The 24,077-nt window shown below is 73.6% G+C and carries 18 protein-coding genes and 5 tRNA genes; 10 read left to right on the forward strand and 13 right to left on the reverse strand.

Going from position 1 to position 24,077, the window contains the following annotated elements:
* Positions 1–8 precede the first annotated feature (8 nt).
* Positions 9–647 (reverse strand): response regulator, encoded by a 639-nt coding sequence (locus ACN267_RS15660; protein WP_091251953.1) that lies wholly within the window; start codon positions 645–647, stop codon positions 9–11.
* 167 nt (positions 648–814) lie between these two features.
* Between ACN267_RS15660 and ACN267_RS15665 the strand changes: the two genes are divergently transcribed.
* Complete coding sequence (locus ACN267_RS15665; RefSeq protein WP_204957119.1) at positions 815–1,789, forward strand: Acg family FMN-binding oxidoreductase; 975 nt, start codon at positions 815–817, stop codon at positions 1,787–1,789.
* A 116-nt stretch (positions 1,790–1,905) separates the two neighbouring features.
* On the opposite strand, the gene ACN267_RS15670 is transcribed toward ACN267_RS15665, so the two are convergent.
* Positions 1,906–2,910 carry an NAD-dependent epimerase/dehydratase family protein gene (locus ACN267_RS15670; RefSeq protein WP_421489008.1) on the reverse strand — a complete coding sequence of 335 codons (1,005 nt, stop codon included), beginning with the start codon at positions 2,908–2,910 and terminating at the stop codon, positions 1,906–1,908.
* Between the two features lie 422 nt (positions 2,911–3,332).
* Between ACN267_RS15670 and ACN267_RS15675 the strand changes: the two genes are divergently transcribed.
* Positions 3,333–3,917: a hypothetical protein gene (locus ACN267_RS15675; RefSeq protein WP_421489009.1), complete on the forward strand. Its 585-nt coding sequence runs from the start codon at positions 3,333–3,335 to the stop codon at positions 3,915–3,917.
* A gap of 59 nt (positions 3,918–3,976) precedes the next feature.
* Here the strand turns inward: ACN267_RS15675 and ACN267_RS15680 are convergent.
* From ACN267_RS15680 to ACN267_RS15710, 7 genes are all read right to left on the reverse strand, one after another.
* Positions 3,977–4,051: transfer RNA gene (locus ACN267_RS15680), tRNA-Val, on the reverse strand.
* Positions 4,052–4,060: 9 nt separating this feature from the next.
* Positions 4,061–4,133, reverse strand: a tRNA-Gly gene (locus ACN267_RS15685).
* Between the two features lie 184 nt (positions 4,134–4,317).
* Positions 4,318–5,481 carry a hypothetical protein gene (locus ACN267_RS15690; RefSeq protein WP_421489010.1) on the reverse strand — a complete coding sequence of 388 codons (1,164 nt, stop codon included), beginning with the start codon at positions 5,479–5,481 and terminating at the stop codon, positions 4,318–4,320.
* 296 nt (positions 5,482–5,777) lie between these two features.
* The gene (locus ACN267_RS15695; protein ID WP_307821005.1) at positions 5,778–8,216 is read right to left on the reverse strand and encodes a tetratricopeptide repeat protein; all 2,439 of its coding nucleotides are present in this window, start codon (positions 8,214–8,216) and stop codon (positions 5,778–5,780) included.
* 228 nt (positions 8,217–8,444) lie between these two features.
* A tRNA-Val gene (locus ACN267_RS15700) sits at positions 8,445–8,516 on the reverse strand.
* A 13-nt stretch (positions 8,517–8,529) separates the two neighbouring features.
* A tRNA-Cys gene (locus tag ACN267_RS15705) sits at positions 8,530–8,600 on the reverse strand.
* Positions 8,601–8,634: 34 nt separating this feature from the next.
* Positions 8,635–8,707 (reverse strand) — tRNA-Gly (locus ACN267_RS15710).
* A 296-nt stretch (positions 8,708–9,003) separates the two neighbouring features.
* Here ACN267_RS15710 and ACN267_RS15715 point away from each other — a divergent pair.
* Entirely contained in the window at positions 9,004–9,603 is a 600-nt protein-coding gene (locus ACN267_RS15715; protein WP_204957114.1) for a TetR/AcrR family transcriptional regulator, read from the forward strand.
* A 119-nt stretch (positions 9,604–9,722) separates the two neighbouring features.
* Positions 9,723–12,653 carry a M36 family metallopeptidase gene (locus ACN267_RS15720; RefSeq protein ID WP_421489011.1) on the forward strand — a complete coding sequence of 977 codons (2,931 nt, stop codon included), beginning with the start codon at positions 9,723–9,725 and terminating at the stop codon, positions 12,651–12,653.
* 49 nt (positions 12,654–12,702) lie between these two features.
* Here the strand turns inward: ACN267_RS15720 and ACN267_RS15725 are convergent, their stop codons facing one another.
* Complete coding sequence (locus tag ACN267_RS15725; RefSeq protein WP_281899460.1) at positions 12,703–13,572, reverse strand: hypothetical protein; 870 nt, start codon at positions 13,570–13,572, stop codon at positions 12,703–12,705.
* Between the two features lie 203 nt (positions 13,573–13,775).
* Here ACN267_RS15725 and ACN267_RS15730 point away from each other — a divergent pair, with 203 nt between their 5' ends.
* The 3 genes from ACN267_RS15730 (at position 13,776) to ACN267_RS15740 (ending at position 17,460) form a co-directional block, all read left to right on the forward strand.
* A complete protein-coding gene (locus tag ACN267_RS15730; protein WP_204924045.1) occupies positions 13,776–14,444 on the forward strand; it encodes a class I SAM-dependent methyltransferase in 669 nt (222 codons plus the stop codon).
* Between the two features lie 9 nt (positions 14,445–14,453).
* The gene (locus ACN267_RS15735; protein ID WP_421489012.1) at positions 14,454–15,626 is read left to right on the forward strand and encodes a cytochrome P450; all 1,173 of its coding nucleotides are present in this window, start codon (positions 14,454–14,456) and stop codon (positions 15,624–15,626) included.
* A gap of 334 nt (positions 15,627–15,960) precedes the next feature.
* Positions 15,961–17,460 carry a SulP family inorganic anion transporter gene (locus ACN267_RS15740; protein ID WP_204957109.1) on the forward strand — a complete coding sequence of 500 codons (1,500 nt, stop codon included), beginning with the start codon at positions 15,961–15,963 and terminating at the stop codon, positions 17,458–17,460.
* Between the two features lie 9 nt (positions 17,461–17,469).
* On the opposite strand, the gene bioD is transcribed toward ACN267_RS15740, so the two are convergent.
* Together bioD and ACN267_RS15750 are read right to left on the reverse strand one after the other, a co-directional pair.
* Positions 17,470–18,174: a dethiobiotin synthase gene (gene bioD / locus ACN267_RS15745; protein WP_204957340.1), complete on the reverse strand. Its 705-nt coding sequence runs from the start codon at positions 18,172–18,174 to the stop codon at positions 17,470–17,472.
* A 79-nt stretch (positions 18,175–18,253) separates the two neighbouring features.
* A complete protein-coding gene (locus ACN267_RS15750; RefSeq protein ID WP_281899467.1) occupies positions 18,254–19,414 on the reverse strand; it encodes an 8-amino-7-oxononanoate synthase in 1,161 nt (386 codons plus the stop codon).
* Between the two features lie 262 nt (positions 19,415–19,676).
* On the opposite strand from ACN267_RS15750, the gene bioB reads away from it, so the two are divergent.
* The 3 genes from bioB to ACN267_RS15765 are packed head-to-tail and all read left to right on the forward strand — an operon-like array spanning position 19,677 to position 21,435.
* Positions 19,677–20,672 (forward strand): biotin synthase BioB, encoded by a 996-nt coding sequence (gene bioB, locus ACN267_RS15755; RefSeq protein ID WP_204957106.1) that lies wholly within the window; start codon positions 19,677–19,679, stop codon positions 20,670–20,672.
* A 4-nt stretch (positions 20,673–20,676) separates the two neighbouring features.
* Entirely contained in the window at positions 20,677–20,925 is a 249-nt protein-coding gene (locus ACN267_RS15760; RefSeq protein ID WP_372445898.1) for a hypothetical protein, read from the forward strand.
* Between the two features lie 3 nt (positions 20,926–20,928).
* Positions 20,929–21,435: a GNAT family N-acetyltransferase gene (locus ACN267_RS15765; protein ID WP_204957105.1), complete on the forward strand. Its 507-nt coding sequence runs from the start codon at positions 20,929–20,931 to the stop codon at positions 21,433–21,435.
* A gap of 71 nt (positions 21,436–21,506) precedes the next feature.
* Here ACN267_RS15765 and ACN267_RS15770 read toward each other — a convergent pair whose 3' ends face one another.
* The gene (locus ACN267_RS15770; RefSeq protein WP_204957104.1) at positions 21,507–23,984 is read right to left on the reverse strand and encodes a non-reducing end alpha-L-arabinofuranosidase family hydrolase; all 2,478 of its coding nucleotides are present in this window, start codon (positions 23,982–23,984) and stop codon (positions 21,507–21,509) included.
* Positions 23,985–24,077 lie beyond the last annotated feature (93 nt).

A 24,077-nucleotide genomic window follows, 5' to 3' on the forward strand; every position in this document is an offset into this window, starting at 1 on the left:
GCGGTGGGTCAGTGGCGTTGGCCGAGCAGGCGGGTGGCGAGCACGGCCGCCTGGGTACGCCGTTCCAGGCCCAGCTTGGCCAGCACGCTGGAGACGTAGTTCTTCACCGTCTTCTCGGCCAGGAACATCTTGCCGGCGATCTCCCGGTTGGTCAGCCCCTCGGCGACGTACTCCAGGATGCGGCGTTCCTGCTCGGTGAGGGACTTCAGCTCACGGGGCTGCTCGACGCCGCTGCGGATGCGTTCCAGCACCCGGGTGGTGATCGCCGGGTCGAGCAGCGACTGCCCGGCCGCGACCCGACGGACCGCGTCGACCAGGTCGGTGCCCCGGATCTGCTTGAGCACGTACCCCGCCGCACCCGCCATGATCGCGGCGAACAACGCCTCGTCGTCCTCGTACGAGGTGAGGATCAGCCCCTTGATCGACGAGTCAACCGCCCGGACGTCCCGGCACACGTCGATGCCGTTGCCGTCGGGCAGCCGGGCGTCGAGGATCGCCACGTCGGGGCGGAGGGCGGGAATCCGCCGGGCCGCCTCCTGCGCGGAGCCGGACTCGCCGACCACTTCGATGTCGCCGCTGCTCTGCAACAGGTCGGCCAGGCCACGGCGGACGACTTCGTGGTCGTCGAGGAGGAACACCCGGATCATCCCTCGTTTCTACCCGCCCGGACCGGCCCGTGCACGGGCCGAAGGTCCCTAACCTGGCGCGTCACCCCGGGGAGGGCGACCCGACGGGTCGGGACGTCCGGCCCTGCCCGGCCGGCCTGCCGGTGACGGACCGTGGAGGGGAACCACGCCACGGAAGGAGCACGACCATGGGCACCGGGTACACCGAGACGCAACTGCGGGCCGCTGTCGCGGACGCCGTCCGCGCGCCCTCCCTGCACAACACCCAGCCGTGGCGGTTCCGACTGCGCGACGGCGGCATCGAGGTGTCGGTCGACCCGGCCCGCCGGCTGCCCGCCACCGACCCGAGCGGTTGGGGCACCCGGATCGCCGGCGGGGCGGCCCTGTTCAACCTGCGGTTGTCCCTGGCCGTGGCGGGCACCCCGGCGACCGTACGGCTGCGGCCGTACCCGGCCGACCCGGATGTGCTGGCCCGGCTCGTCCCGGAGCTGCCGCGCCGCCCCACCCCGACCGAGCAGAGCCTGTACGCGGCCATCGGCCGCCGGTTCAGCAACCGGGCGCCGTTCTGGCCCGACCCGGTGCCCGCCGACGCCCGCTGGCGGCTCGGTGAGGCGGCCCGGGCCGAGCAGTGCTGGCTGGAACTGGTGATCGGGGTGAGCGCCGTCAACGCCTTCGCCGAGATCGCCCGCAGCGCCCACCGGGTGCTCGAACGCGACCCCGCCTACCGGGCCGAACGCGCCGACTGGGTGCGTACCGAACCCGCCCCCGACGGGGTGCCGGCCCGCGCCGGTGGCCCGCAGGCCGAGCCGCAGGACCTGCTGCCGTCGCGCGGCTTCGGCGGCCTCGACCGCGCGCCCGGCCGCGACTTCGAGCCGGAACCGCTGGTGGCGGTGCTCGGCGCGGCCGGCAACACGGTCGTCGACCAGGTGCTCGCCGGGCAGGCGTTGCAGCGGGTGCTGCTGACCGCGACCGACGCGGGACTGGCGGTGTCGATGCTGTCGCAGCCGATCGAGGTGTCGGGGGCGCGGGAGGCGCTGCGGCTGTCGCTGGGGCGTTTCGGCACCCCGCAGATGGTCATGCGGATCGGGTACGGCCAGCCGGGGATGGCCACCCCGAGGCGGACCGTGGACGAGGTGCTGGACGTGGCGGTGGCACCCGGCTGACCATGCCGGCCCGACGACGGGTGCCCTCGCCGGCACCCGGGCGGCGGGGGCCCACGGATCCGGGGGCGGTGGAGGCGGTGACCCCGACGGATCCCGGGGGGCGGTGGGGCGGTGGATCAGATCGGACCGGCGGCAGCCAGCAGGGCGGTCTCGCGTTCCGGGTCCAGGCCGATCGTCACCCGCACCGGCCGCCCCGCGCGCGGTGGCACCGCGCCCACCCGGTCCAGCCAGCGCCAGGTGTCGCCGACCGTCCCGGCCACCGGGCGACAGGTCAGCCCCGCCGCGTACGCCCGCTCGACGCCGAGCTCCTGCAACCACCGGTACTCGTGGCCCGGGGGAATCCAGACCGGCAGGTCGTTCCAGGGTTCCACCCCGGCGGCGAGGATCGGCTCCGGGTCGGTCCAGCGCAGCCGGGCGTCGGATCCGGTCGCCGCCACCATCTCGCTCAACAGCTCACCCATGGTGCTGTGCCCCGGACGGCTGACCACGTTGAACGCGCCGCCGACGCCCTCGGCGGCCTGGTCCAGGGCGAAGGCCGCCAGGTCACGGACGTCGACGTACTGCACGGGCAGGTCGGCCGGGCCGGGGGCGAGGACGTCGCCACCCCGGGCCACCCGCCGCAACCACCAGGGCAACCGGCCGACGTCCTCACCCGGCCCCAGGATCAACCCGGCCCGCAGCAGCAGGGCACGCTCCCCGAACACCTCCGTCGCGGCCCGCTCACCGCCCGCCTTGCACCGGGCGTAGTCGTCGTCGCGGGGGTCGTCGGACGCCGCTTCCACCACCGTCGCCTCCTCCCCCGCCCCGGCCGGCACCGGCGGGGCGTAGACGGAGCAGCTGGAGACGTAGGCGTAGTGCCCGGCGGCACGTAGTGCCCGGGCGGCGTCGTGTACCGCGCGGGGCATGCCGTCCCAGGTGTCGACCACCAGGTCCCAGTCGCCGCCGGCCAGCGCGGCCAGCCCGTCCGGCGCGGTCCGGTCACCCCGCAACCGGTGTACGCCCGGCGGGGGGTCGCCGTGTACGCCCCGGTTGAACATCGTCACCGTCCAGCCCCGGCGTACCCCTTCGGCCACGATGGCGGAGCCGACGAACCCGGTGCCGCCCAACATCAGCAGTCTCATGCGTCCCACCCTGCCGGCCCGGCACACCGATGGGGCATTCTGTTCACCGGTAGCGGATCTGCCATCGGCAGAACCCGCGTCCCCGTCGGCCACCGGATCGCCGGAAAGTCCGGTGTCCCGCCACCAGCCTCGACCGGCGACCGCCGACGGAATGACCCGGCGTCCACGGTCGTTACACCCTCCGTACGACCGTAGGAGCGCCCCGCCCGGCCGGTCCGCAGGTGGGCAGTGCCCCGGAATAATGCGGGGCCCCCGGTCGTTACATCGGGTTCCGGCGTGAGCGGCAGGGCCCGCCGGAGACCTACCGACTTTCCCTCATGAGCGCCTCGTCGTGGTGCTTACGCCCCCACCGCCGGCTCCGCCGGTGGCCCCGGTCCCCCGACCGGTCGGGTGGCGTCGACCCCCTCGAAGGAGCATCCCCCATGAACACCACCATGCTGCGTAAGAGTGTTCTCGGTATCGCCGGTCTCGCCGTCGCCGGTGGCCTGGCCGCCGGCCCGCTCAACCACGACACCCCCACCCTCGACACCCGCCCCGTCGCCGCCGTCCAGGCCGACAAGCCGGCCGCCGACACGCTGATCCCGCACGGTGTGCAGGGCGACCAGTCCCGCATCGACCTCAACGACGAACAGACCGGCAACGCCAAGGCGATCATCGCCGCCACCAAGAAGGCCGGCATGGACGAGCGTGCCGCGGTGGTGTCGATCGCCACCGCCCTGCAGGAGTCGAAGCTGGAGAACCTCGGCCACCTCGGCGACCGCAACGACCACGACTCCCAGGGCCTGTTCCAGCAGCGCCCGTCGAGTGGTTGGGGCACGGTGGAGCAGATCACCGACCCCGAATACGCCACCCTGGCCTTCCTCAAGGGCCTCAAGCAGGTCGACGGCTGGCAGGACATGCCCCTGACCAAGGCCGCCCAGACGGTGCAGGTGTCGGCGTACCCGGACCACTACGCCCAGTGGGAACAGCAGGCCGCCGACCTCGTCGCCCAGCACTGGAACAGCTGACCCTACGTACGACACTACGAAGGCCCCGGCTCGGTTGAGCCGGGGCCTTCGTGATGCTCTGGTGGGCGATACTGGGTTTGAACCAGTGACCTCTTCCGTGTCAAGGAAGCGCGCTCCCACTGCGCCAATCGCCCGTGGTCGAGAGCGGACGACGGGATTCGAACCCGCGACCCTCACCTTGGCAAGGTGATGCGCTACCAGCTGCGCTACGTCCGCGTGCCGCCCGGTTTCCCCGGCGACGCCCCGAACTCTACCCGATGGCAAGATCGCCCGTCCGGCGACCCCACCGCTTCGCCCCGGGCAGCGATCGCCCTGTTCATCGACGGGGTACCGCACGCCGACAGCACCTCGCCGTCCCACCCGGGGCAGGACGCGCCTGCCCCGGTCGGCCACCGACCGCCTAGCGGTACAGGGTCAGTGAGACGTTCGCGCCGTACTGGATCGGGTAGTCGAGCGGTACCGGCAGGATCTCCCCCAACGGCGGCGGCGGGGGCGGCGGCGGACGCCGCCACCACCAGAACAGCCACCACCAGAGGTCGTTGCCGCACCAACCCGCGTAGACGTAGTCCCCGACGGTGAGCACCGAGATCGACCCACCCGGCTTGGCGAACGCGGGACCGGTGACGACGTACGCCTGCCACCCGCCGGCCACGTTGGTCACGATCCGCACGGCGCCGGCGGCGTCGGCGAAGTACACCCCGGTCGGGCCGTCGACGGGGCGGGTCGCGGCGAGCGCCGCGCCCACCGGCACCACACCGACGTCGGACACGGCCACCCGGTTCCACGGGTCGGGCAGGCCACCGCCGGCCGGGCTGACCTGCCAGAGCCGGCCGTCCAACCCGGCGTAGTAGGCCTGCACACCGCCCCCGGCCAACGAGGCCACCCCACTGCCGGCCGCCGCGACACCGGACGGGCCGACGGATGACGTCTGCCAGGTGCCGCCCGTCCGGGCGAGGTGACGCAACCCGCCGTCGACGCCGACGAAGAACGCGCCCGGCCCGCTGGACTGCCACGACCCGGCGACTACCGCGCCCGGCGGGGCGACGCCGGGCACCGAGACGCGCTGCGGACCGGCACCGGGGCGCACCACACGTGAGTACGAGGTGCTGTAGACGGCGCCGTCGACGCCGACGAAGAAGACGTACACGTAGCCGTCCGGGGCGGTGAACGCGGTCAGCCGGCCCCCGGGCGGGGCGAGGTTGCCCGCCCCGTCGCGGTAGACGGTGATATTGGAGGTCGCCGAGCTGGTCACGGCGGCGACCAGGCCACCCTGGGTGCCGACGGTGAACACGGCGGTGTTCCCGTCGGACTGTCGGACGGCGCTGACGTCGGCGTCGGGTGGGGCGAGCGCCGTGGGGCCGAACGGGCTGACTCCGGTGGATGACGTCAGGTAGAGGCGGCCGTCCTGGCCGACGGTGAAGCCGACGACCTGCGACGCTGCCGCCTGCGCGGTCGACGGGGGCGGCGCGGCCTGCGCGGGTGGCACAGCGGCGGCGGTGGCGACGAGCGCCAGCACCACTCCGGCCGCCGCCGCGCGGAGGCGGCCAATTCTGTGGGGGATCACGATTGTCCTTTCGGTCGACAGGGAACCACGGAACAACAGGCTCGCCCACCGACAACAGATCAGACAACAACCCCAGAAGAATTGACAGTCATCAGTAAATTGAAGTCGACGTCATTGACCCGGAGCATCAAGAAATGCAGTACAGGCCCTCTGGGCTGGCACGACATCCGCAGTCGCGCACGCTTTCCGGGCTTTTCCCGGACGCCGCCGACGGCCTGGTTCCCGCCACCTGCGACAATTGTTTCCGGCCCTTCCGGAGCGTCCGGGAAATCACCGGACAGTGGATTCCCGGGAGACTATCGCGGAGGCGTTGGCGTCCCGTCGAGCCGGCCACGCACCAGGGCGGCGTCCGGGTGGCCGAGCCGGTCGAGCACGTCGAGGGCCTGCGCCCAGGCGGCCCGGGCGGCGTCGGGCGCGGCGGTGGCCCGGTGGCTGTCACCGAGATGCATCAGCGTGACGGATTCGTAGTACCGTTCGCCGGCCTCCCGCCACAGCGCGAGCGCGTGCGTGTAGCAGTCGATGGCGTCGCCGTGCCGGCCGAGCTGGTGGTGCGCGAAGCCGAGGCTGTCCCAGGCGTGTGCCTCCCAGTACCGGTTCCCGGTCTGCTGCTGCTGCACCAGCGCCCGCCCGCAGTAGTCCAGCGCGCGGAGGTGGTCGCCGAGCTGGATGTGGTACCAGCCGATGTTGTTGAGCGCGTTGGCCTGCCCCTGCGCGTGGCCGGCGTCCTCGAACAGGCGGTGCGCCCGCTGTGCGTGGTCGAGCGCCCGCCGGTGGTCGCCCTGGCGCTCCGCGAGGATACCGAGGTTCAGCTCGGTACGGCCGCCGCCGACCCCGTCGCCGAGTTCGGCGTACAGGTGTCGGGATCGCTCCAGGTGGTCGCGGGCCTCGTCGTACGCGCCGAGACGCAGGCAGGCGACGGCCCGGTTGCGGTGGGCGCGGGCCTGGCCGTCCCGGTCGCCCGCCGCGGTGGCGGCCCGCAGCGCCCACTCCTGGGCGCGGGACTGGTCCGGCCAGGCGCCCACCCGGTCGAGGTAGGTGTTCACACTCCACGCCAACTGCCAGGCGTGGGTGGGCAACCCGTTCTCGGCGGCCAGGCCGATCGCGGCGAGCAGCGCCCGGTGTTCGGCGGCGAGCCACGCCCAGGCCTCGTCCCGGTCGGCCGGCACCAGCACCGCCGTCCCGGGTTGCGCCGCCGGCAGGTCGATGTCGTCGCGGTGCCGGTGCAGCAGCAGAGCAGCGGCGTACGCGGTGTGCAGGTAGTGGTCGAGCAGCCGGCACAGCGCGGCCTGCCGGAGCCCGGCGGAGTCGGTGGCCACGGCCAGTTCGACGGCGTACGCGCGGAGCAGGTCGTGCAGGGTGTACCGGCCGGGGGTGTGCTCGGTGAGCAGGTTCGCCCGGGTCAGCACCGCCAGCGGCCGGCGTACCTCGGCCGGCGCGACGGCGGCGAGGCTGGCGGCTGCCGCGACGGACACGTCGGGGCCGGGATGCGTCCCGAGCACCCGGAACAGGTCGGCCGCCGCCGGGTCCAGCCCCCGGTACGACCAGGACAGCACCGCCCGCACGTCGGTGCCGGCCTCCCCGCCGCTGAACGCGTCGAGGGCACCCCGGGTGGCGGTCAGCTCGGCGGCGAGCCGGGCGAGCGGGAAATCCGGGTAGGTGGCGGCCCGCGCCGCCACGATCGCCAGCGCCAACGGCAACCCCGCCGCCGCGGCGACGATCCGGTCCACCGCGGCCGGCTCCGCCGCGACCCGGTCCGCGCCCAGCCGGCGGGTCAGCAGCTCACGCCCCTCCGTCGGGGACAGCACGTCCAACGGGAGCGGGCGGGCACCCTCGGCGGTGACCAGCCCCGGGAGCTGGTTGCGGCTGGTCACCAGGACCAGGCAGCCGGGTGAGCTGGGCAGCAGCGGACGCACCTGGTCGGCGTCGCGGGCGTTGTCCAGCAGCACCAGCATCCGCCGGTCGGCGAGCAGGCTGCGGTACAGCGCCGCCTGCGCCGCCAACCCGACGGGGATGCGTTCCGCGGGTACCGCGAGGGCCTCCAGGAAACCGGCGACCGCCTCGGCCGGGCTCAGCGCCGGCGACTCGGGGTCGTAGCCGCGCAGGTTGACGTAGAGCTGCCCGTCCGGGAACCGGTCGGCGACCCGGTGTGCCCAGTGCACGGCGAGGGCCGTCTTGCCCACTCCCGCCGTACCGCCGATGGTCGAGACGGGCACCGTGCCCGGCGGGCCGGGCGGCTCGGCGAGCAGTGCGGTCAGGGCGGCGAGCGGCGCGGTCCGCCCCGCGAAGTGCCGTACCGCCGCCGGTAGCTGGCGGGGCACGAGCGGTGCCGGGGTCTGCTCGGCCGGGGCCGCCGGCGGGGAGCCGACACGCGCCCGTCGACCTCGTTCGGCGCGGGCGGCGGCAGCGAGCCGCTCGTCGGCCCGCGCCGCGTCCGCCGCCCCCAGCATCCGCCAGTACGCCGTCTCCCACCCGGCCGGGTCGGTCAGCTCGGCGGGCAACCGGGTGCCGGCCTGTTCGGCGTACGCGACGCAGGCCCCCAGGTAGTCGACGACGAAGTCCCAGTCCGGCAGCGACTTGGCGTTGAGCTTGTCGCTGAGGGTGGATCGGGCCAGTGGCCTGCCCCGGCGGGCGGCGACCGCGACCAACGTGTTCAGCGACGGGCCGCCGGCGCGCTGCCGCAGCCGCCGTAGCTCGTCGGCGAACGCGAGCAGCGCCTCCCGACCGGTCTCCCCCACTCCACACCCACCCGGCGTAGCGACGTCCCCTGGCAGCGTCGGAGCCAGGATAGACATCACATCGACGCGGAGCGATCATCTCCCATGAGTCGGGAGGGTCCGGCCGGGCTGACGGGTTCCGGCTCCCCCGCGACAGCGGGAGCACTCCCGACCCGGCCGACGGCGGGGCCGGGAGAGATAAGCAGTAGAGCCACCTTCCGGAATCGGAAGGTGGCTCTACTGACCGTGTGGGCGATACTGGGTTTGAACCAGTGACCTCTTCCGTGTCAAGGAAGCGCGCTCCCACTGCGCCAATCGCCCGTGCCTGTTACCGAGGTGGGGACGGGATTTGAACCCGCGTACACGGCTTTGCAGGCCGTTGCCTCGCCTCTCGGCCACCCCACCGAGGTTGCCCCCGTCATGCGTGGCGGCAGCTCCGAGCGGACGACGGGATTCGAACCCGCGACCCTCACCTTGGCAAGGTGATGCGCTACCAGCTGCGCTACGTCCGCTTGCCTCCGGGACGACACCCGGTGACGGATGGAAACTCTAGCCGAGCGGTTCCACCGATGCCAAATCGGGGCCGCTGACGGCGCGTTCGACCACCGGGCGGTGACCGACCCCACCACCGCCAGAGCTTCCTAGGAGAGTTGGCTGCCGGGGTGGGGTGCGTCGCCGGCACCCCTGGTGAACAGGTCGGAAAGGTAGCCCACTCGCTGCGGGGTGCTGTCCGGCTTCCGACTGCCGGCAGCCCGATCGGGCGGGTCGGTAACTCCCTGTGCTCGGTTCGATAGGTTACCGTAGCGGCGTGACGAGACGTGCCGCCGCCGATGTCCGCCTGGATTCCCTGCTGCGCACGGCCTGTGACGTGATCGTCGAGCGTGGACTCGCCAACACCCGCACCGCCGACGTCGCCGCCGCCGCCGGAGTCAGCCAGGCGCTGGTCTTCTACCACTTCGCCACCAAGGAGCGGCTGCTCGCCCAGGCGTTCGCGTACGCCGTCGAGCAGGAACTGTCCCGGCTGGACGCGGTGCTGCGCTCCGCCACCCCGCCGCTGACCAAGCTCCGGCGCATCCTGCGTCTCTACACCCCCACCGGCCGGCCCTGGGCGATGTGGATCGACGGCTGGGCGGAGTCGCTGCGCACCCCGGAACTGGAGAAGGTCTGCCGACGGCTGGACCTGCGCTGGCGGGAGGACCTGGCGGCGGTGATCTCGGCCGGGGTGGCCGACGGGACCTTCGACTGTGCCGACCCGGCCGGCGCCGCCTGGCGGATCAACGCGGTGATGGACGGGCTCGCCGTCCAGCTCGCCGTGCACGAGCGGGTGATCTCCCGGCGTCAGTTCGGCGAGTGGATCCGGCTGGTCACAGCCCGGGAACTGGGGCTCGACCCCGCCCAGCTCGTCTGATCCGCGCAGCGCGGGCCATTGCCCCCGTCCGATCCGCCTGGTATCCACGTATGCGCATGCGTTACCCCGCCTGCGCCGGGCCGGCGTCGCGCCGGTCCCCGCTCCCACGAGGAGGTTCCGTGCCCAGACCGGAGTGGACACCCCGAACGAGCCGGCATCGACGCCGGCTCGTTCCCGTACTGGCGACCGCCGCCGTGGTCGCCGCCCTGCTGCCCGGCGGGGGCACCGCCACAGCGGCGCCGGGCGACACCGCGGCCCCGGCCCCGGGCCGCTCCGGCTCGTTCGCCGACGACCGCCACCAGGCCGCCGACGTCGACAACCGCACCGGTACCGCCGCACCCGAGGCCCGCCAGCGCAGCCTGGCCCGGGCCACCGGCGCCCCGGTGCGCTGGAACCGGCTCGGCACCCCGCACGCCCTCGGCCCGGGCCGGCTCGCCACCGGCCTGCCCGCCGACCCGGAGGCCGCCGCCCGGCGTTACCTCACCACCCAGCGGGACCTGTTCGGGCTCGACGCCGACGCGGTCGCCACCATGGATCGGATCCTGGTCCGGCGGATCGGCGACGGCGCGGTGGTCACCCTGCGACAGCGCTTCGGCGACCTGCCCGCCGGTCACGACGGGCTGGTCACCGTGGCGGTCGCCGACGGCACCGTGCTCTCGGTCAGCTCCTCGCTGTCCCGGGACGCCGCCGCCCCCGCCCCGGCCACCCGCACCGCCGAGCAGGCGTACGCCGACGCGCTCGCCGACGCCGGCCTGGCCACCGACGCGGTGGCCAGCCACCGGGTGCGCCAGGTCGCCGTGCCCACCCCGGTCGACGGCAACCGGGCCGCCTACGAGGTGACCCTGATCGGTAAGGACAGCGACCACCCGGCGGCCTTCACCACCTACGTCGACGGGATCACCGGGAAGGTGCTGGTCCGCGAGGACCTCGTCGACTTCGACTCCGACAACCCGAGCTGGGCGGTCTACCCGGCCACCCCGCCGCAGGACCTCGCCCCCGGGCAGGACCCCCGGGTCCGCTGGTGCGCCAGCCCCGCACCCGACTGCGCCGCCGCCTTCCGCGACCCGGCGGGCGGGCAACCCTGGGACGTCGACCTCGCCACCGGCACGCCCACCGGCACCACCCGGGGCAACTCCGCCAACACCGTGGTCTCCTGGGGCGCCGGCAGCCCCATGGTCAACGCCCCGGACCGCCCGGACCGGCGCTACGAGTACCCGTTCACCGACCAGTGGCACCAGGCCCGCTGCAACCCGGCGGTGTTCACCTCCGCCCAGCGCAACGACGCCGACGCCGCCACCGCCAACCTGTTCGCCATGCACAACCGGATGCACGACTGGGCCTGGCACCTGGGCTTCACCGAGGCCAGCTGGAACCTGCAGGCGGTCAACGTCAGCGGTGCCGGGCTGGGTGGCGACGCCGAGCAGGGGCGGGCCCAGCAGGGCGCGCTGAGCGGCAACCGGAACAACGCCAACCAGTCCACCCCGCGTGACGGCCTGCCGCCGAGCACCAACATGTACCTGTGGCAGCCGCAGGCCGGTGGGCCGTACCCGCCGTGCGTCGACGGCGACTACGACATGACGGTGATCGGCCACGAGTACACCCACGCCATCACCAACCGGATGATCGCCGGCCCGGACAGCGGGATCAGCGGCCACCAGGGCGGGGCGATGGGCGAGTCGTGGAGCGACCTGCTCGCCGCCGAGTACCTCTACGAGCACGGCCTGCGCGCCCCCGGCGAGACGCCCTTCGTCACCGGCGGCTACGTCACCGGCAACCTGGTCAGCGGCATCCGCAACTACGACCTGAGCCGCAGCCCGCTCAACTACTCCGACGTCGGCTACAACACCGGCGGCCCGGCGGTCCACGCCGACGGGGAGATCTGGGGTGCGACCAACTTCCGCATCCGCGCCGCCCTGGTCAAGAAGTACGGCCTGGGCACCCCGGCGCGGCAGCTCGACTGCGCGCAGGGCCGGGTGGCCGCCGAGAACTGCCCGGGCAACCGGCGCTGGGTGCAGCTGGTCTTCGACTCGTTCCTGCTCCAGGCGGCCAGCCAGGTCAGCATGCTCGACATGCGGGACAACCTGCTCACCGCCGACCGGCTGCGCTTCGGCGGGGCCAACCAGGAGCTGATCTGGGCCGAGTTCGCCCGCTCCGGGATGGGCCGGGACGCCGCCACCGTCGGCGCCGCCGACACCGACCCCACGCCGAGCTTCGCCAGCCCGACCGGCGGCAACGCCACGCTGACCCTGCGTCCCCGGGGCGACAGCGTCAACGCGCCGATCCGGCTCTACGTCGGTGACTACGAGGCGCGGGCCACCCCGGTCGCCGACACCGACCCGGCCACCCCGCTACCGGCCACCTTCGAGGCCGTCGCCGGGACGTACCAGGTGCTGGCGGTCGCCCCCGGCTTCGGCCACCAGCGCCTGGAGGTGGTCGCCAAGGCCGGCCAGCAGGGGTACGTCGACCTGCGGCTGAGCCAGAACCTGGCATCCACCACCTCGGGGGCGACGATCACCGGGGACGGGGTGAACCTGGACCGGATCGCCGACGACACCGAGGCCACCAACTGGGCGTCGTTGACCGGGGTGGCCGGCAGGCAGGTCACCGTGACGTTGCCCTTCGGCACCCCGCAGCCGGTGCAACGGGTCACCGTCAGCGCGATGCTGCGCCCGGCGATCACCGGCGACGCCGACCCCGGCGCGCAGAACGCGCTGAGCGCGCTGCGGTCGTTCGCGGTGTCGACCTGCGACGCGACCACCACCGACTGCGCCGACCCGGCCCGCTGGACCCGGGTCTACACCAGCGCCGACGATGCGTTCCCCGGCGGGAGGTACCGGGCCTACAGCCGGGACCTGATCGCCAGATCGTTCCGGGTGCCGGCCACCGTCGCCACCCACGTCCGGCTGGAGGTGCTGGCCAGCCAGTGCACCGGCGGCCCGGCGTACGCCGGTGAGCAGGACGACGACCCGGCGACCCGGACCGACTGCGCGACCGCCAGCCCGGCGCGCGACCAGGTGCGGATCGCCGAGTTCCAGGTGTTCGCGAAGTGAAACCCGCCGGGGCCGGGTGGTGGCGCCACCCGGCCCCGGCGGCCCCCGATCACCGTCGGACGGTGGTCCAGCGGACGGGCCGACGGACCGGGCGCGCATCGTCGCCCTCCACCCCGTCGGACGCGGTCCGGGTGAGCTGCCGCAGCCGCATCAGCAGGCCGACGCCGAGGAAGAGCAGCAGGCCGCCGAGCAGGAACGCCGCCTGCACCACCCCGAAGCCCCCACTGGCGTTGGCCGAACGGTTCGCCGCGGCCGGTGGCGGCACCTCGGCCAGCGCCTCCTCGGTCGGCTCGGTCTCCTCCTCGGTCGGCTCCAGCACCTCCTCGGTCGGCTCCGGCGACGCGGTGGTCGGCTCGGGTGCCGCCGTGGTGGGCGGTGGTGCCGTGCCGACGACCTGCCGGGTGGCGGTACGTCGGGCGAGCAGCCGCAGGTTCGGGTCGTACGCCTCGGCGGCCATGGTGATCCGACCCCGGGTGACGTCCTCGGCGAAGGCCACCCGGTAGGTGGCGGTGACCGTGCGGTCCGGGCAGAGGGTGCCCGGGTCGAGCTGCCGGTCGGTCAACCGGGCCACGTCCCCCTGCGCCCGGATGTCCAGCGGGAACGAGCCGGTCTCCTCGACCCGGTCCATCTTGACCTGGTCCAGTCGCAGCCCCTGCACCGAGAGCACCATCGACCAGCGGACCTTCACGCAGCCGCCGTCGCCCTTGTTGGACACCACCGCCGAGACCGTCCGCACCTGGTCCCCGGCGGTGAACTGGGCCGGCAGGCCACTCAGCTCGGTGGAGAAGCGGTCCGCCGCCGACGCCGGTGTCGGCCCGACGAGCGCTGTCCCCGACAGGCAGGCCAGCACCGCCCCGACCCGTAGCGCGTTCCGCCACACCATCACCACCGCCTCGCTCCTCCCGTCGGTCTTGTCCACCCGCCACGCTATGAGCACGATGGGGAAGCCGGTAGACGGGCGTGTTCGCGCCGGTCGGCAAGTACGGGGCCGGTTAACACCGACAGTGGTGAACCGGTCACCCGCCTTCGCCGACACGCCGGGTGACGGTGTGGGCTTGGCCGCTTCGTCGGGCCGGTGAGGGTCGACCGCGCCGGGGTTCGCGCGGCTGACATCCTGGGCGGGTGTCCGATCTCTCCGCGGCCTTCGTCCGGCTGCACGCCCGGCTCGCCCCGGTCGCCTTCGTACCCGAGGTGCGGTTGCACCAGGCCGACGAGCCGATCGGCCTGTGGGAGCTGACCGAGGGCGAGTTCCGCAGCTCCCAGCCGCCGCCGTTCTGGGCCTTCGCCTGGGCCGGTGGGCAGGGCCTGGCCCGGTACGTCACCGACCACCCGGAGACCGTCGCCGGCCGCCGGGTGCTCGACCTCGCCTCCGGCTCCGGCCTGGTCGCCATCGCCGCCGCACGGGCCGGCGCGGCGGCCGTACGGGCGGTGGAGATCGACGAGCGGGCCGTCGCCGCCGTCGCCCTCAACGCCCACGCCAACGGGGTACGCGTCGACGCCGAACTGGCCGACGTCCTCGACGGCGACGCCGGGGACGCCGAGGTGCTGCTCGCCGGGGACGTCTTCTACAGCGAGGCGATGGCCCGCCGGGTGCTGCGTTTCCTGCTGCGGGCCGCCCGCTCCGGTGCCCGGGTGCTGGTCGGCGACCCGGGCCGGGCGTTCCTGCCCCGGGAACGGTTCCGCGAACTGGCCGGCTACGACGTGCCGGTGCCGGAGGCGCTGGAGAGCGTACGGGTGAAGCACACCACGGTGTGGGAACTGGACCCCGCCCCGCCGGGGGCCGCCCGCTAGCGTGACCGGGTGCTGTTCCGGGGGTGGGAGGCGTCCGTCGACGAACCCTGGCCGGACGTGGCCAGGGTCGTCGACCGGGTCGGTGGCGTACACCTGGTGGTGACCCGGCATGCGCTGGTCCGGCGGGTGCTCGCCGACCCGGTGACCTGGCGGCCCGACAACGCCCTGGACGCGGTGACCCCGATCCCGGTGGCCGCGCTGCGGGTGCTCACCGCGCACCGGTTCCGGCTGCCGCCGACGCTGGCCAACAACGCCGGGGACAGCCACCCGGCGATCCGGGCGATCGTCGCCGAGGCGCTGCACCCGGACCGGGTGGCCGCCCAACGGCCGTGGTTGACCACGCTGGTGCGGGCCCGGGTGGCCGGGATCGCCGCCGAACTGGCCGCCGGCCGGCCGGTCGACCTGCACGCCCGGCTCGCCGCCGATCTGCCGCTGCTGGCGCTGGCCCGGCTGGTCGAGCTGCCGGACGCCCCGGTGGGCGCGGTGAAGGACTTCGCGCGGGCGGCACTGGAGCTGTTCTGGGCCCCGCTGGACGCCGAGCGGCAGCAGAGCCTCGCCGCCGAGGTGGGCCGGTTCCATGCCGTACTGCGGGAGTTCGCCGGCACCGGGGGCGGCCTGGCCGGTCGGCTGCGCGCCGCCGGGCACTCCCTCGACGTGGTGGTCGGGGCGCTGTTCTTCCTGCTGGTAGCCGGCCAGGAGACCACCAGCCAGTTCCTCACCCTGCTGTTGCACCGGCTCACCGGCGAACCCGGGGTGCGTGCCGGGCTGCGGGCCGGCACCGTCGCCGTCGCCGACGTGGTCGAGGAGGGCCTACGCCGGGACCCGCCGATCGTCACCTGGCGGCGGGTGGCGGCGGTCGACACGACCCTGGGCGGTACGCCGGTGCCGGCGGGCAGCTCGATGCTGCTGTGGCTGGCCCGGGCCGGCTGCGACCCGGCGGTGGTGGCCGACCCGGCCGGGTTCCGCCCGGGGCAGCGTGGGTCCCGCCGGCACCTGGCCTTCGGGGCGGGGGCGCACCGGTGCGTCGGCGCGCAACTGGCCCGGCTGGAGGCGGCGGTGGTGGTCGCCGAGGCGGCACCGCTGCTGGACGCGGTGACGGTGGTACGTCCGCCGTGGTGCCCGGACAACCTCACCTTCCGGATGCCCGACGCCTTCGTGGTCCGCCGCGCCACCACGCCGTAGCCTCCCGCCGCAGCCTCGCCTGAACCCCGCTCACCTGCGGAAACGGGCGTAACCCCCACTCCCCGCCAAGGGTTGAACCCCGTGTGACGCCAAGCGCCACACCAACCCGGGAGGTCCTCATGCACCCCACCCCCTCCCCACTCCCCCCACCCCGCCCACTCCCCCCGCCCTCCCGGGTTGATCAAGAGGTTTGCGTCAACGTTGATCTTCGATCTGACGCAAACCTCTTGATCACCGGGGCGGGCGGGGTGGCGCGCGGCGGGGACGGGGTGGCGGGGGCGGGGGCCGGCAGGGTGGCGGGGACGGGTGGGGTGGCGTCGGGTGGTGGGGGGCGGTGAGGTGGGGAGAGTGGCGGCGTGACGTGCCGGCGTCGCTCGTGGTGTTCCTGGTCGCGTTGCCGCTGTGCGTCGGGATCGCGGTCGCCTCCGGCGTACCCGTCGAACTCGGGCTGGTCACCGGGGTGGTGGGTGGGCTGGTGGTGGGGGTGATGCCGGGCAGCAGCCTCCAGGTGAGCGGACCGGCCGCCGGGCTGACCGTGCTCGTCGCCGAGGCCGTGGAACGGTACGGCCTGACCGGCCTCGGCACGATCGTGCTGGTCGCCGGACTGCTTCAGATCGGGTTGGGGCTGCTGCGGCTCGGCCGGTGGTTCCGGGCCATCTCGGTGGCCGTGGTGCACGGCATGCTCGCCGGCATCGGACTGCTGCTCATCGCCGGTCAACTGCACATCCTGGCCGGCGCCGGGACCGCCCCTGTCGGCCTCGCCGCGTTCACCGGTCTGCCGGCACTGGTCGGTGAGCTGACCGGCTCCGAACCAGCCAGGCTGTCGCTCGCCCTGGGTACGGCCACCATCGCGGTGATGATGCTCTGGAACCTGCTGCCCGGCAGACTGCGTACCGTGCCCGGGGCGTTGGTCGCCGTCGTCGCGGCGTCCGCGGCGAGCGCCGTGCTGGGTCTACCCGTCGACACCATCGAGGTGGCGGGGCTGCTCGCGGCGATCCAACCGTCGCTCGGCCACCCCAGCCAACTCGCCGACCTCGGGGTACTCGCCACCATCGTCACGTTCACCCTGGTCGCCTCGGCGGAGAGCCTGTTCAGCGCGGCGGCCGTCGACCGGATGCACCAGGGGCCCCGGACCGACTTCGACCGGGAGTTGGTCGCCCAGGGCACCGGCAACACGGTCTGCGGGCTGCTCGGCGCGCTGCCGATGACCGCCGTCATCGTGCGCAGCTCCGCCAACGTGCACGCCGGCGCGCGGACCAAGGCGTCCCGGGTGCTGCACGGGTTGTGGCTGCTGCTCTTCGTCGCCGCCGTGCCCGGCCTGGTCGGGCTGATCCCGCTGCCCGCGCTCGCCGCCGTGCTGGTGCACGCCGGGTGCAAGCTGCTGCCGCTGCGGACGCTGCCCGGGCTCTGGCGGACACACCGGGGCGAGGCGGTGGTGCTGACGGTCACCGCCGTCGCCATCGTCACCACCGACATGTTCACCGGCGTGCTGGTCGGCCTCGGCCTGGCCGTGGCCAAGGTCGCCTGGGAGACGTCGCACGTCCGGGTCACCGTCGACGACCACGGCACCGGCACCGGCCCGATCGACGTCGCCATCGTCGGTAACGCCACCTTCCTGCGGCTACCCACCATCCTCAACACCCTGCACGCGCTGCCCACCGACCGGATCGTCCGGCTGGACCTGCACGGCCTGCGGCACCTCGACCACGCCTGCGGCACCGCGCTGGACACCTGGATCGAGGCGCACAACCGCACCGCGGGCGGCCAGGTCCACGTCGTCGCCCCGCGACCTGCGCAGGACGACCGGCCCCGGCCGGTCCCCGCCACCGAGTGAGCGGACCGGTCAGCCCGCGTCCTCGGCCCAGGTACGCCAGTCGTCGAGCACCCCGTACAGGTCGGGGGTGAGCCAGCCCGGGGCGGACCGGCGGAACACGCCCGGATCCATCGCCCCGGCCCCGGCCGGCAACGCGCCGAGCAGGCTCGGCACCAGCTCCGTCAGGTTCGCCCAGTGCACCAGCTGCGGCTCCGCCGGCCACGCGCCGATCACCACCCCGGCGGGCACGGCCCGACGCTCCAACGCCTCCAGGGTCAGCGCGGTGTGGTTGAGGGTGCCCAACCCGGCCCGGGCCACCACCACCGCCGGAGCGCCCAGCGACACCGCCAGGTCGGCGACGGTCCACGCCTCACCCGACGGACGCAGTCCCATCGGCACCAGCAGCCCACCGGCCCCCTCGACCAGCACCAGGTCGTGCTTGTCGACCTCCGCGCGGACCGCGTCGACGGCCGTGTACAGCTCCAACGGCTCCAGCTCGGCGACCCGCGCGGCGGCCAGCGGAGCCAACGGGTCGGGGTAACTGGCCAGGGTACGACCGGTCAGCGGGGCGGCCAGCCGGGTCACCGAGTCCACGTCGCCGGGTTCGCCGGTGGCCGTGCCCGTCTGGCCCGGCTTGACCACCGCGACCCGCAGGCCGGCGGCCTGCGCGGCGGCTGTGATCGCCGCCGTCACCACCGTCTTGCCGACCTCGGTGTCCGTCCCGGTGACCAGCACCGCACCCTTCCACCCGCTCACGGCAGGATCACCTCGGTTCGCGACTGCGGGGCTCGCAAACCCGGCTCACTCCTCACGCTCACAGGACCCCCCCGGTTCGCGACTGCGGGGCGCACTCCACGATGGCCTCCAGGGCGTGTTCGAAGTCCGCCCGGGTGACCCCGGTGGAGAGGGTCAGCCGGAGGCGGGAGCGGTGGTCCGGGGTGGACGGCGGGCGGAAACAGCCGACCGCGACACCCCGGGACCGGCAGTCGGCAGCCCAGGCGGTGGCGGCCTCCGGGCCGGGAGCCGTCACCGACACCACAGCGGCGTCGGGGGTGGACACCGGCAACCCGGCCGCGCCGAGGCGGCGTACCGCGTACCGGGCCCGGTCGGCCAGTTCGGCGCGCAGGTCGTCGGCGGCGCGGGCCAGCGCCACGGCGGCGCGTACCCCGGCGGCGACGGCCGGCGGCGGCGCGGTGTCGAAGATGAAGGTCCGGCCGGTCTCCACCAGGTGCCTGACGAACTCGGCCGGACCGGCGACCACCCCGCCGGCGCCGCCGAGCGCCTTGGACAGGGTTGCGGTGACCACCACGTCCGGCGCACCGGCCAACCCGGCGGCGGCCACCGCGCCGGCACCGGCCGGGCCGGTGACGCCGAGCCCGTGCGCGTCGTCGACCAGCAGCAGCGCGCCGTGCCGCCGGGCCACCGCGTGCAGCGCGGCCAGCGGCGCGAGATCACCGTCGACGGAGAACACCGACTCGGTGACCACCACCGCCGGGCGGCCCGGCGCGGCGGCGAGCACGGCGGCCACCGCGTCGACGTCGGCGTGCGCGGTGACCACCGTCTCCGCGCCGGAGATCCGGCAGCCGTCGATCAGCGAGGCGTGGTTGTGCGCGTCGGAGACGAGCAGGGTACGCGGCTGGACCAGGCCCCGGACGGCGGCCAGGTTGGCCAGGTAGCCGGAGGAGAAGACGAGTGCCCGGTCGACGCCGAGCCAGTCGGCCAGGTCGTCCTCAAGCGCGTGGTGGACGTCGGTGGAGCCCCGGACCAGCCGGGAACCGGTGGCGCCCAGCCCGTACCCGGACAGGGCCCGGCCGGCGGCGGCCACCACCTCGGGGTGGGTGGCCAGGCCCAGGTAGTCGTTGCCGGCCAGATCGACGTCCGGGTCACCGGCGGCGCGGGGGCGCAGGGTACGGGTGAGCCCCGCCTTCGCCCGCAGTGCGGCACGCCGGTCCAGGGCCGCCAGCCAGTCCGCCACCGGTCACCGCCTCCGTCCGCCGTCCGACCTGGCACCCTGCCGACCTCACACCGCTGCCGCCCGGTCGCCGGGGTGCCCGACGACCGGCCCGTGCCGGTGGGTGACGGCGTTGCCGCCGTCGGGCGAAATTACCATCCGCCGGGCCGGCACCGGCGTGGCGGCGGGCCCGCCGTACCGCCACGCGGAAGGGGACAGCCGGGATGGCCGGGGGCCGTCGGCTCGGGCGTTTCCCGGCCCGCTGCGGCCTTGTAGGGTACGAGCCATGCCAGAGATCCTCGACCAGGCCCGGACCCAGGTGCTGGGCGACGGCGTCGGCCTCGACCAGGCCGGTGTCCTCGCGGTGCTGACCCTGCCCGACGAGCACCTCACCGCCGCCCTCCAGCTCGCCCACGAGGTGCGGATGCGGTGGTGCGGCCCGGAGGTCGAGGTCGAGGGGATCGTCTCGCTGAAGACCGGTGGCTGCCCGGAGGACTGCCACTTCTGTTCGCAGTCCGGCCTGTTCACCTCGCCGGTCCGGTCGGTCTGGCTGGACATCCCGTCACTGGTCGAGGCGGCGAAGCAGACGGCGGCGACCGGGGCGAGCGAGTTCTGCATCGTGGCCGCCGTGCGCGGCCCCGACGACCGGCTGATGAAGCAGATGCGCGAGGGGGTCGCCGCGATCCGCGCGGCGGTCGACATCCAGGTCGCCGCGTCGCTGGGCATGCTCAGCCAGGAGCAGGTCGACGACCTGGTCGAGATGGGCGTGCACCGCTACAACCACAACCTGGAGACCTGCCGCTCGTACTTTCCGAACGTGGTCACCACGCACTCGTGGGAGGAGCGTTGGGAGACCCTGCGGATGGTCCGCGAATCCGGCATGGAGGTCTGCTGCGGGGGCATCCTCGGCCTCGGCGAGACCGTCGAGCAGCGCGCCGAGTTCGCCGCGCAGCTCGCCGAGCTGGACCCGCACGAGGTGCCGCTGAACTTCCTCAACCCGCGTCCGGGCACGCCGCTGGGCGACCGGCCGGTGGTGGAGGGTAAGGACGCGCTGCGGGCCATCGCCGCGTTCCGGCTGGCCATGCCGCGCACCATCCTGCGGTACGCGGGCGGCCGGGAGATCACCCTCGGTGACCTGGGCACCCGGGACGGCCTGCTCGGCGGGATCAACGCGGTGATCGTCGGCAACTACCTGACCACGCTGGGACGGCCGGCGACCGACGACCTGAAGCTGCTCGACGAGCTGAAGATGCCGGTCAAGGCGCTCTCCGCCACCCTGTGAGGTGATGATGACCGATGCGGGTGACCCGACCGCCGGCGGCCGTACGGCGGAGTCCGCAGTGCTGACGTCGGCCGCGGCCTGGTGCGACCGCTGTGGTGCGGACACCACGGCGGGCCCGCACCCGGGTTGCGCGGCGGCCCGGGTGCTGGAGCCCCCGCGCTACTGCGGGCACTGCCGCCGGCGGATGAAGGTGCAGGTGCTGCCGGTCGGCTGGTCGGCGGTCTGCGTCGAGCACGGCGAGCGGCGGGGCTGACAGGTGCTGCGCGGTCGGACGGTCACGCTGCGCCCGGTGACGGAGGCGGACGTGCCGGCCCTGGCCGCGATCCGGGCCACCCCGGAGGTGCGCCGCTGGTGGCGCGGCGGCGACGACCTGGCCGCATCGGTACGGGCCGACCTGGCCGACGACACGGTGACGGTCTACGTCGTCGAGCACGCGGGCCGGCTGGTCGGGGCGATCCAGTGGTACGCCGAGACCGACCCGGACTACCGCCACGCCAGCCTGGACGTCTTCCTCGACCCGGCGGTACGCGGCAACGGGCTGGGCGGGGACGCGGTCCGCACCCTGGTCCGGCACCTGGTCGACGAGTACGGCCACCACCGGTTCACCGTCGACCCGGCGGCGGCGAACACGGCGGCGATCCGGGCGTACGCGAAGGTGGGGTTCCGGCCGGTGGGCGTCATGCGGCGGTACGAGCGGGGTGCGGACGGACGCTGGCACGACGCGCTGCTGATGGACCTGCTCGCCGAGGAACTGGCCGGCTGAAACCGGGCGGGGCGTGCCCGGCACCCTCAGGTGCCGGACACGCCCCGGTCGTTGCGCGTGCGACGGTGCGCCTAGCGCTGGAGGGTGAGGACACCCGGCCGCCACGGCAGCAGGTTGTAGTCGGTGTTCGCGTTGGGGTCCTTGCCCTGGTAGAGCAGTTGCAGGTTGCAGGCGTCGATGGTCTTGGTCTGGTCGGGGTTGGTGCGGACCAGGTCACCGTGGCTGATGTCGTTGGTCCACGTGGCGCCGCTGTTGGCCTTGCCGGCGAAGGGGTTGCTCTCGCTGGTGGCCTGCGGGGTCCACGAGCCGCCCAGGCTGGTGGAGGTGAAGGAGCGGAAGTAGCGCTGCCCCTGGCTGCCGATCGCCTCGACGATCATCAGGTACTGGTTCTGGCCCTGCACCTTGTAGACCTCGACGCCCTCGAACAGGTTGTTCGTCGAGTCGGTCATGATCGTCGTGTAGCTCGACCCGAAGCTGCCCGGGAAGTTCCCCAGCGGCATGCTCGACCGGTAGATCTTGCCGTTGTCCCCGGCGAAGAACAGGTACATGTTCTGGTCGTCACCGATCAGGGTCTGGTCGATCACGCCGTAGGGGGCGTCCGGGAGGGTGGCGGTGGACAGCGTCTGCGCCGAGGACCAGCCGTTGGCGTTGGTCGGGTCGCTCGACGTCTTGTAGCTGAACGAGGTCGGCCCCCACTGGTACGCCAGCACCCAGATGTTCTTCGGGGCGAAGTACAGCAGGGTGGGCGCGACGGTGCCCTGGCTCATCCCGTTCTGGCTGGCCGAGGCCATGTCGGACCAGTTGGTGAACGTGCCGAAGTTCATCGAGCTGTACTGGCCGCTGCTGTTGACGTACGAGCCGTAGACCAGGTGCTTGCCGTTGTAGACGACGTTGGTGAAGTCCTTGAGCGAGACCCAGCCGTTCTTCGGGCTGGTCAGCGCGCCGGTCGACGACCACCGGTAGGTCGACGGGAGCGCGCAGCCGCCCGACGGCGGGGGCGTGGTGGTCGGCGGCGGCGTGGTCACCGGCGGGGTGGTCGGCGGCGGGGTGCTGCCCCCGAAATCGGTGCGCCACTGCTGGTTGGTCTGCCCGTGGCAGTCGTACAGCTGGACCTGCTGGCCGTTGCCGGTGCCCCAGACGTCCAGGCAGCGCCCGGACTGCACGCCGCTGATGGTGCCGTTGGCGTTGATGTTCCACTGCTGGTTGGCCCCGCTGTTGCAGTCCCAGATGATGATCCCGGTGCCGTTGGCGGTGCCCGCGCCGTTGGCGTCCAGGCACTTGGTGCCGTAGACCTGCAACTGCTTGCCGCTGGTGTACGTCCACTGCTGGTTGGACTGGCCGTGGCAGTCGTAGAGCTGCACCCGGGTGCCGTTGGTCTGGGTGGCGTTCGGCACGTCGATGCACCGGTTCGACGCCACGCCGACGATCCGTCCGGCGCCGCCGCTCGGCGGCGGGGTCGTGGTGGGCGGGGGCGTGGTGGGCGGGCCCGTGGTCGGCCCGGAGGTCGGCGGGGCCGCGTTGAGCGCGTTGAGGACCGAGTTGTACGCGGCCTTCTTGTTGCCGCCGCTGTCGAAGAGCAGCGGGCTCTCGTTGGAGCGCCAGGAGTCGCTGTCGCGTACGCCCCACACGGTGATGCCGATGCAGCGCGGCACGTTCAGGCAGGCCTGGGTGAGCCCGGCGTACTGGGTGGTGGAGGAGTTCGTGACGTCGACCTCGGTCAGCGCCACGTCCACCCCGAGGGCGGCGAAGCTGGACAGCGTGGTCTGGAAGTTGCTCGGCAGGGAGCTGCCGCCGGTGAAGTGGGTCTGCAGGCCGACGCAGTCGATCGGCACGCCCCGGGACTTGAAGTCCTGGATCATGCGGTAGACGCCCTGCGTCTTGCCGTACGACCAGTTCTCGATGTTGTAGTCGTTGTAGCAGAGCTTCACCGACGGGTCGGCGGCCCGCGCGGTGCGGAACGCCACCTCGATCCAGTCGTTGCCGGTGCCCTGGAGGTTCGACGACCGGCGGCTGCCGTCCTCGTTGAACGCCTCGTTCACCACGTCCCAGGCGGCGAGCTTGCCCTTGTAGTGGCCCATCACGCCGTTGATGTGGTCGATCATCGCCTGGCGCAGGTTGCTGCCGCTCAGGCTCTGCATCCACGGCGGCTGCTGCGCGTGCCAGGCCAGGGTGTGCCCCCGGACCTTCAGGCCGCGCTGGGTCGCCCAGTTGTAGATCTGGTCACCGGAGGTGAAGTTGAACTGGCCCCGCTGGGGCTGGGTCGCCTCCGGCTTCATCTCGTTCTCGGCCGTGATCATGTTGAACTCGCGGCCGGCGATCGTGGTGTAGTTCGAGTCGCCGAGCCGGCCCCCCGCGATCGCCGTGCCGAAGTACCGGCCCGACTGCGCGGCGGCCGCGCCCAACGTGGTCGCGGCGGCGTTCGCCGACGGCATCATCACCGCGACGGCGGCCACCGTCACGACGCTGACCGCGCCGGCGAGCAGCGCCCGGACGGCTGGTGGTCGCCGTCGCCGACTCCCGCCGTGATGAACGGATGGGCTCATTGCCATCGTGGCCTCCTTGCTGGCCCGCACCCGGACCGTCGGGGCGGGACGGCCGGGCGTCGCGGTTGTTAAATCTAGTGCCGTCGATGTTTCCATCAC

The sequence above is a fragment of the Micromonospora sp. WMMD734 genome (assembly GCF_049178975.1).
Lineage (GTDB): Bacteria > Actinomycetota > Actinomycetes > Mycobacteriales > Micromonosporaceae > Micromonospora > Micromonospora wenchangensis.

What these genes read in the sequence shown, in the direction of transcription:
- ACN267_RS15660 (WP_091251953.1), bottom strand. Translation starts at nt 647, where the DNA reads ATGATCCGGGTGTTCCTCCTCGACGACCACGAAGTCGTCCGCCGTGGC.
- ACN267_RS15665 (WP_204957119.1), top strand. Translation starts at nt 815, where the DNA reads ATGGGCACCGGGTACACCGAGACGCAACTGCGGGCCGCTGTCGCGGAC.
- ACN267_RS15670 (WP_421489008.1), bottom strand. Translation starts at nt 2,910, where the DNA reads ATGAGACTGCTGATGTTGGGCGGCACCGGGTTCGTCGGCTCCGCCATC.
- ACN267_RS15675 (WP_421489009.1), top strand. Translation starts at nt 3,333, where the DNA reads ATGAACACCACCATGCTGCGTAAGAGTGTTCTCGGTATCGCCGGTCTC.
- bioB (WP_204957106.1), top strand. Translation starts at nt 19,677, where the DNA reads ATGCCAGAGATCCTCGACCAGGCCCGGACCCAGGTGCTGGGCGACGGC.
- ACN267_RS15760 (WP_372445898.1), top strand. Translation starts at nt 20,677, where the DNA reads ATGATGACCGATGCGGGTGACCCGACCGCCGGCGGCCGTACGGCGGAG.
- ACN267_RS15770 (WP_204957104.1), bottom strand. Translation starts at nt 23,984, where the DNA reads ATGGCAATGAGCCCATCCGTTCATCACGGCGGGAGTCGGCGACGGCGA.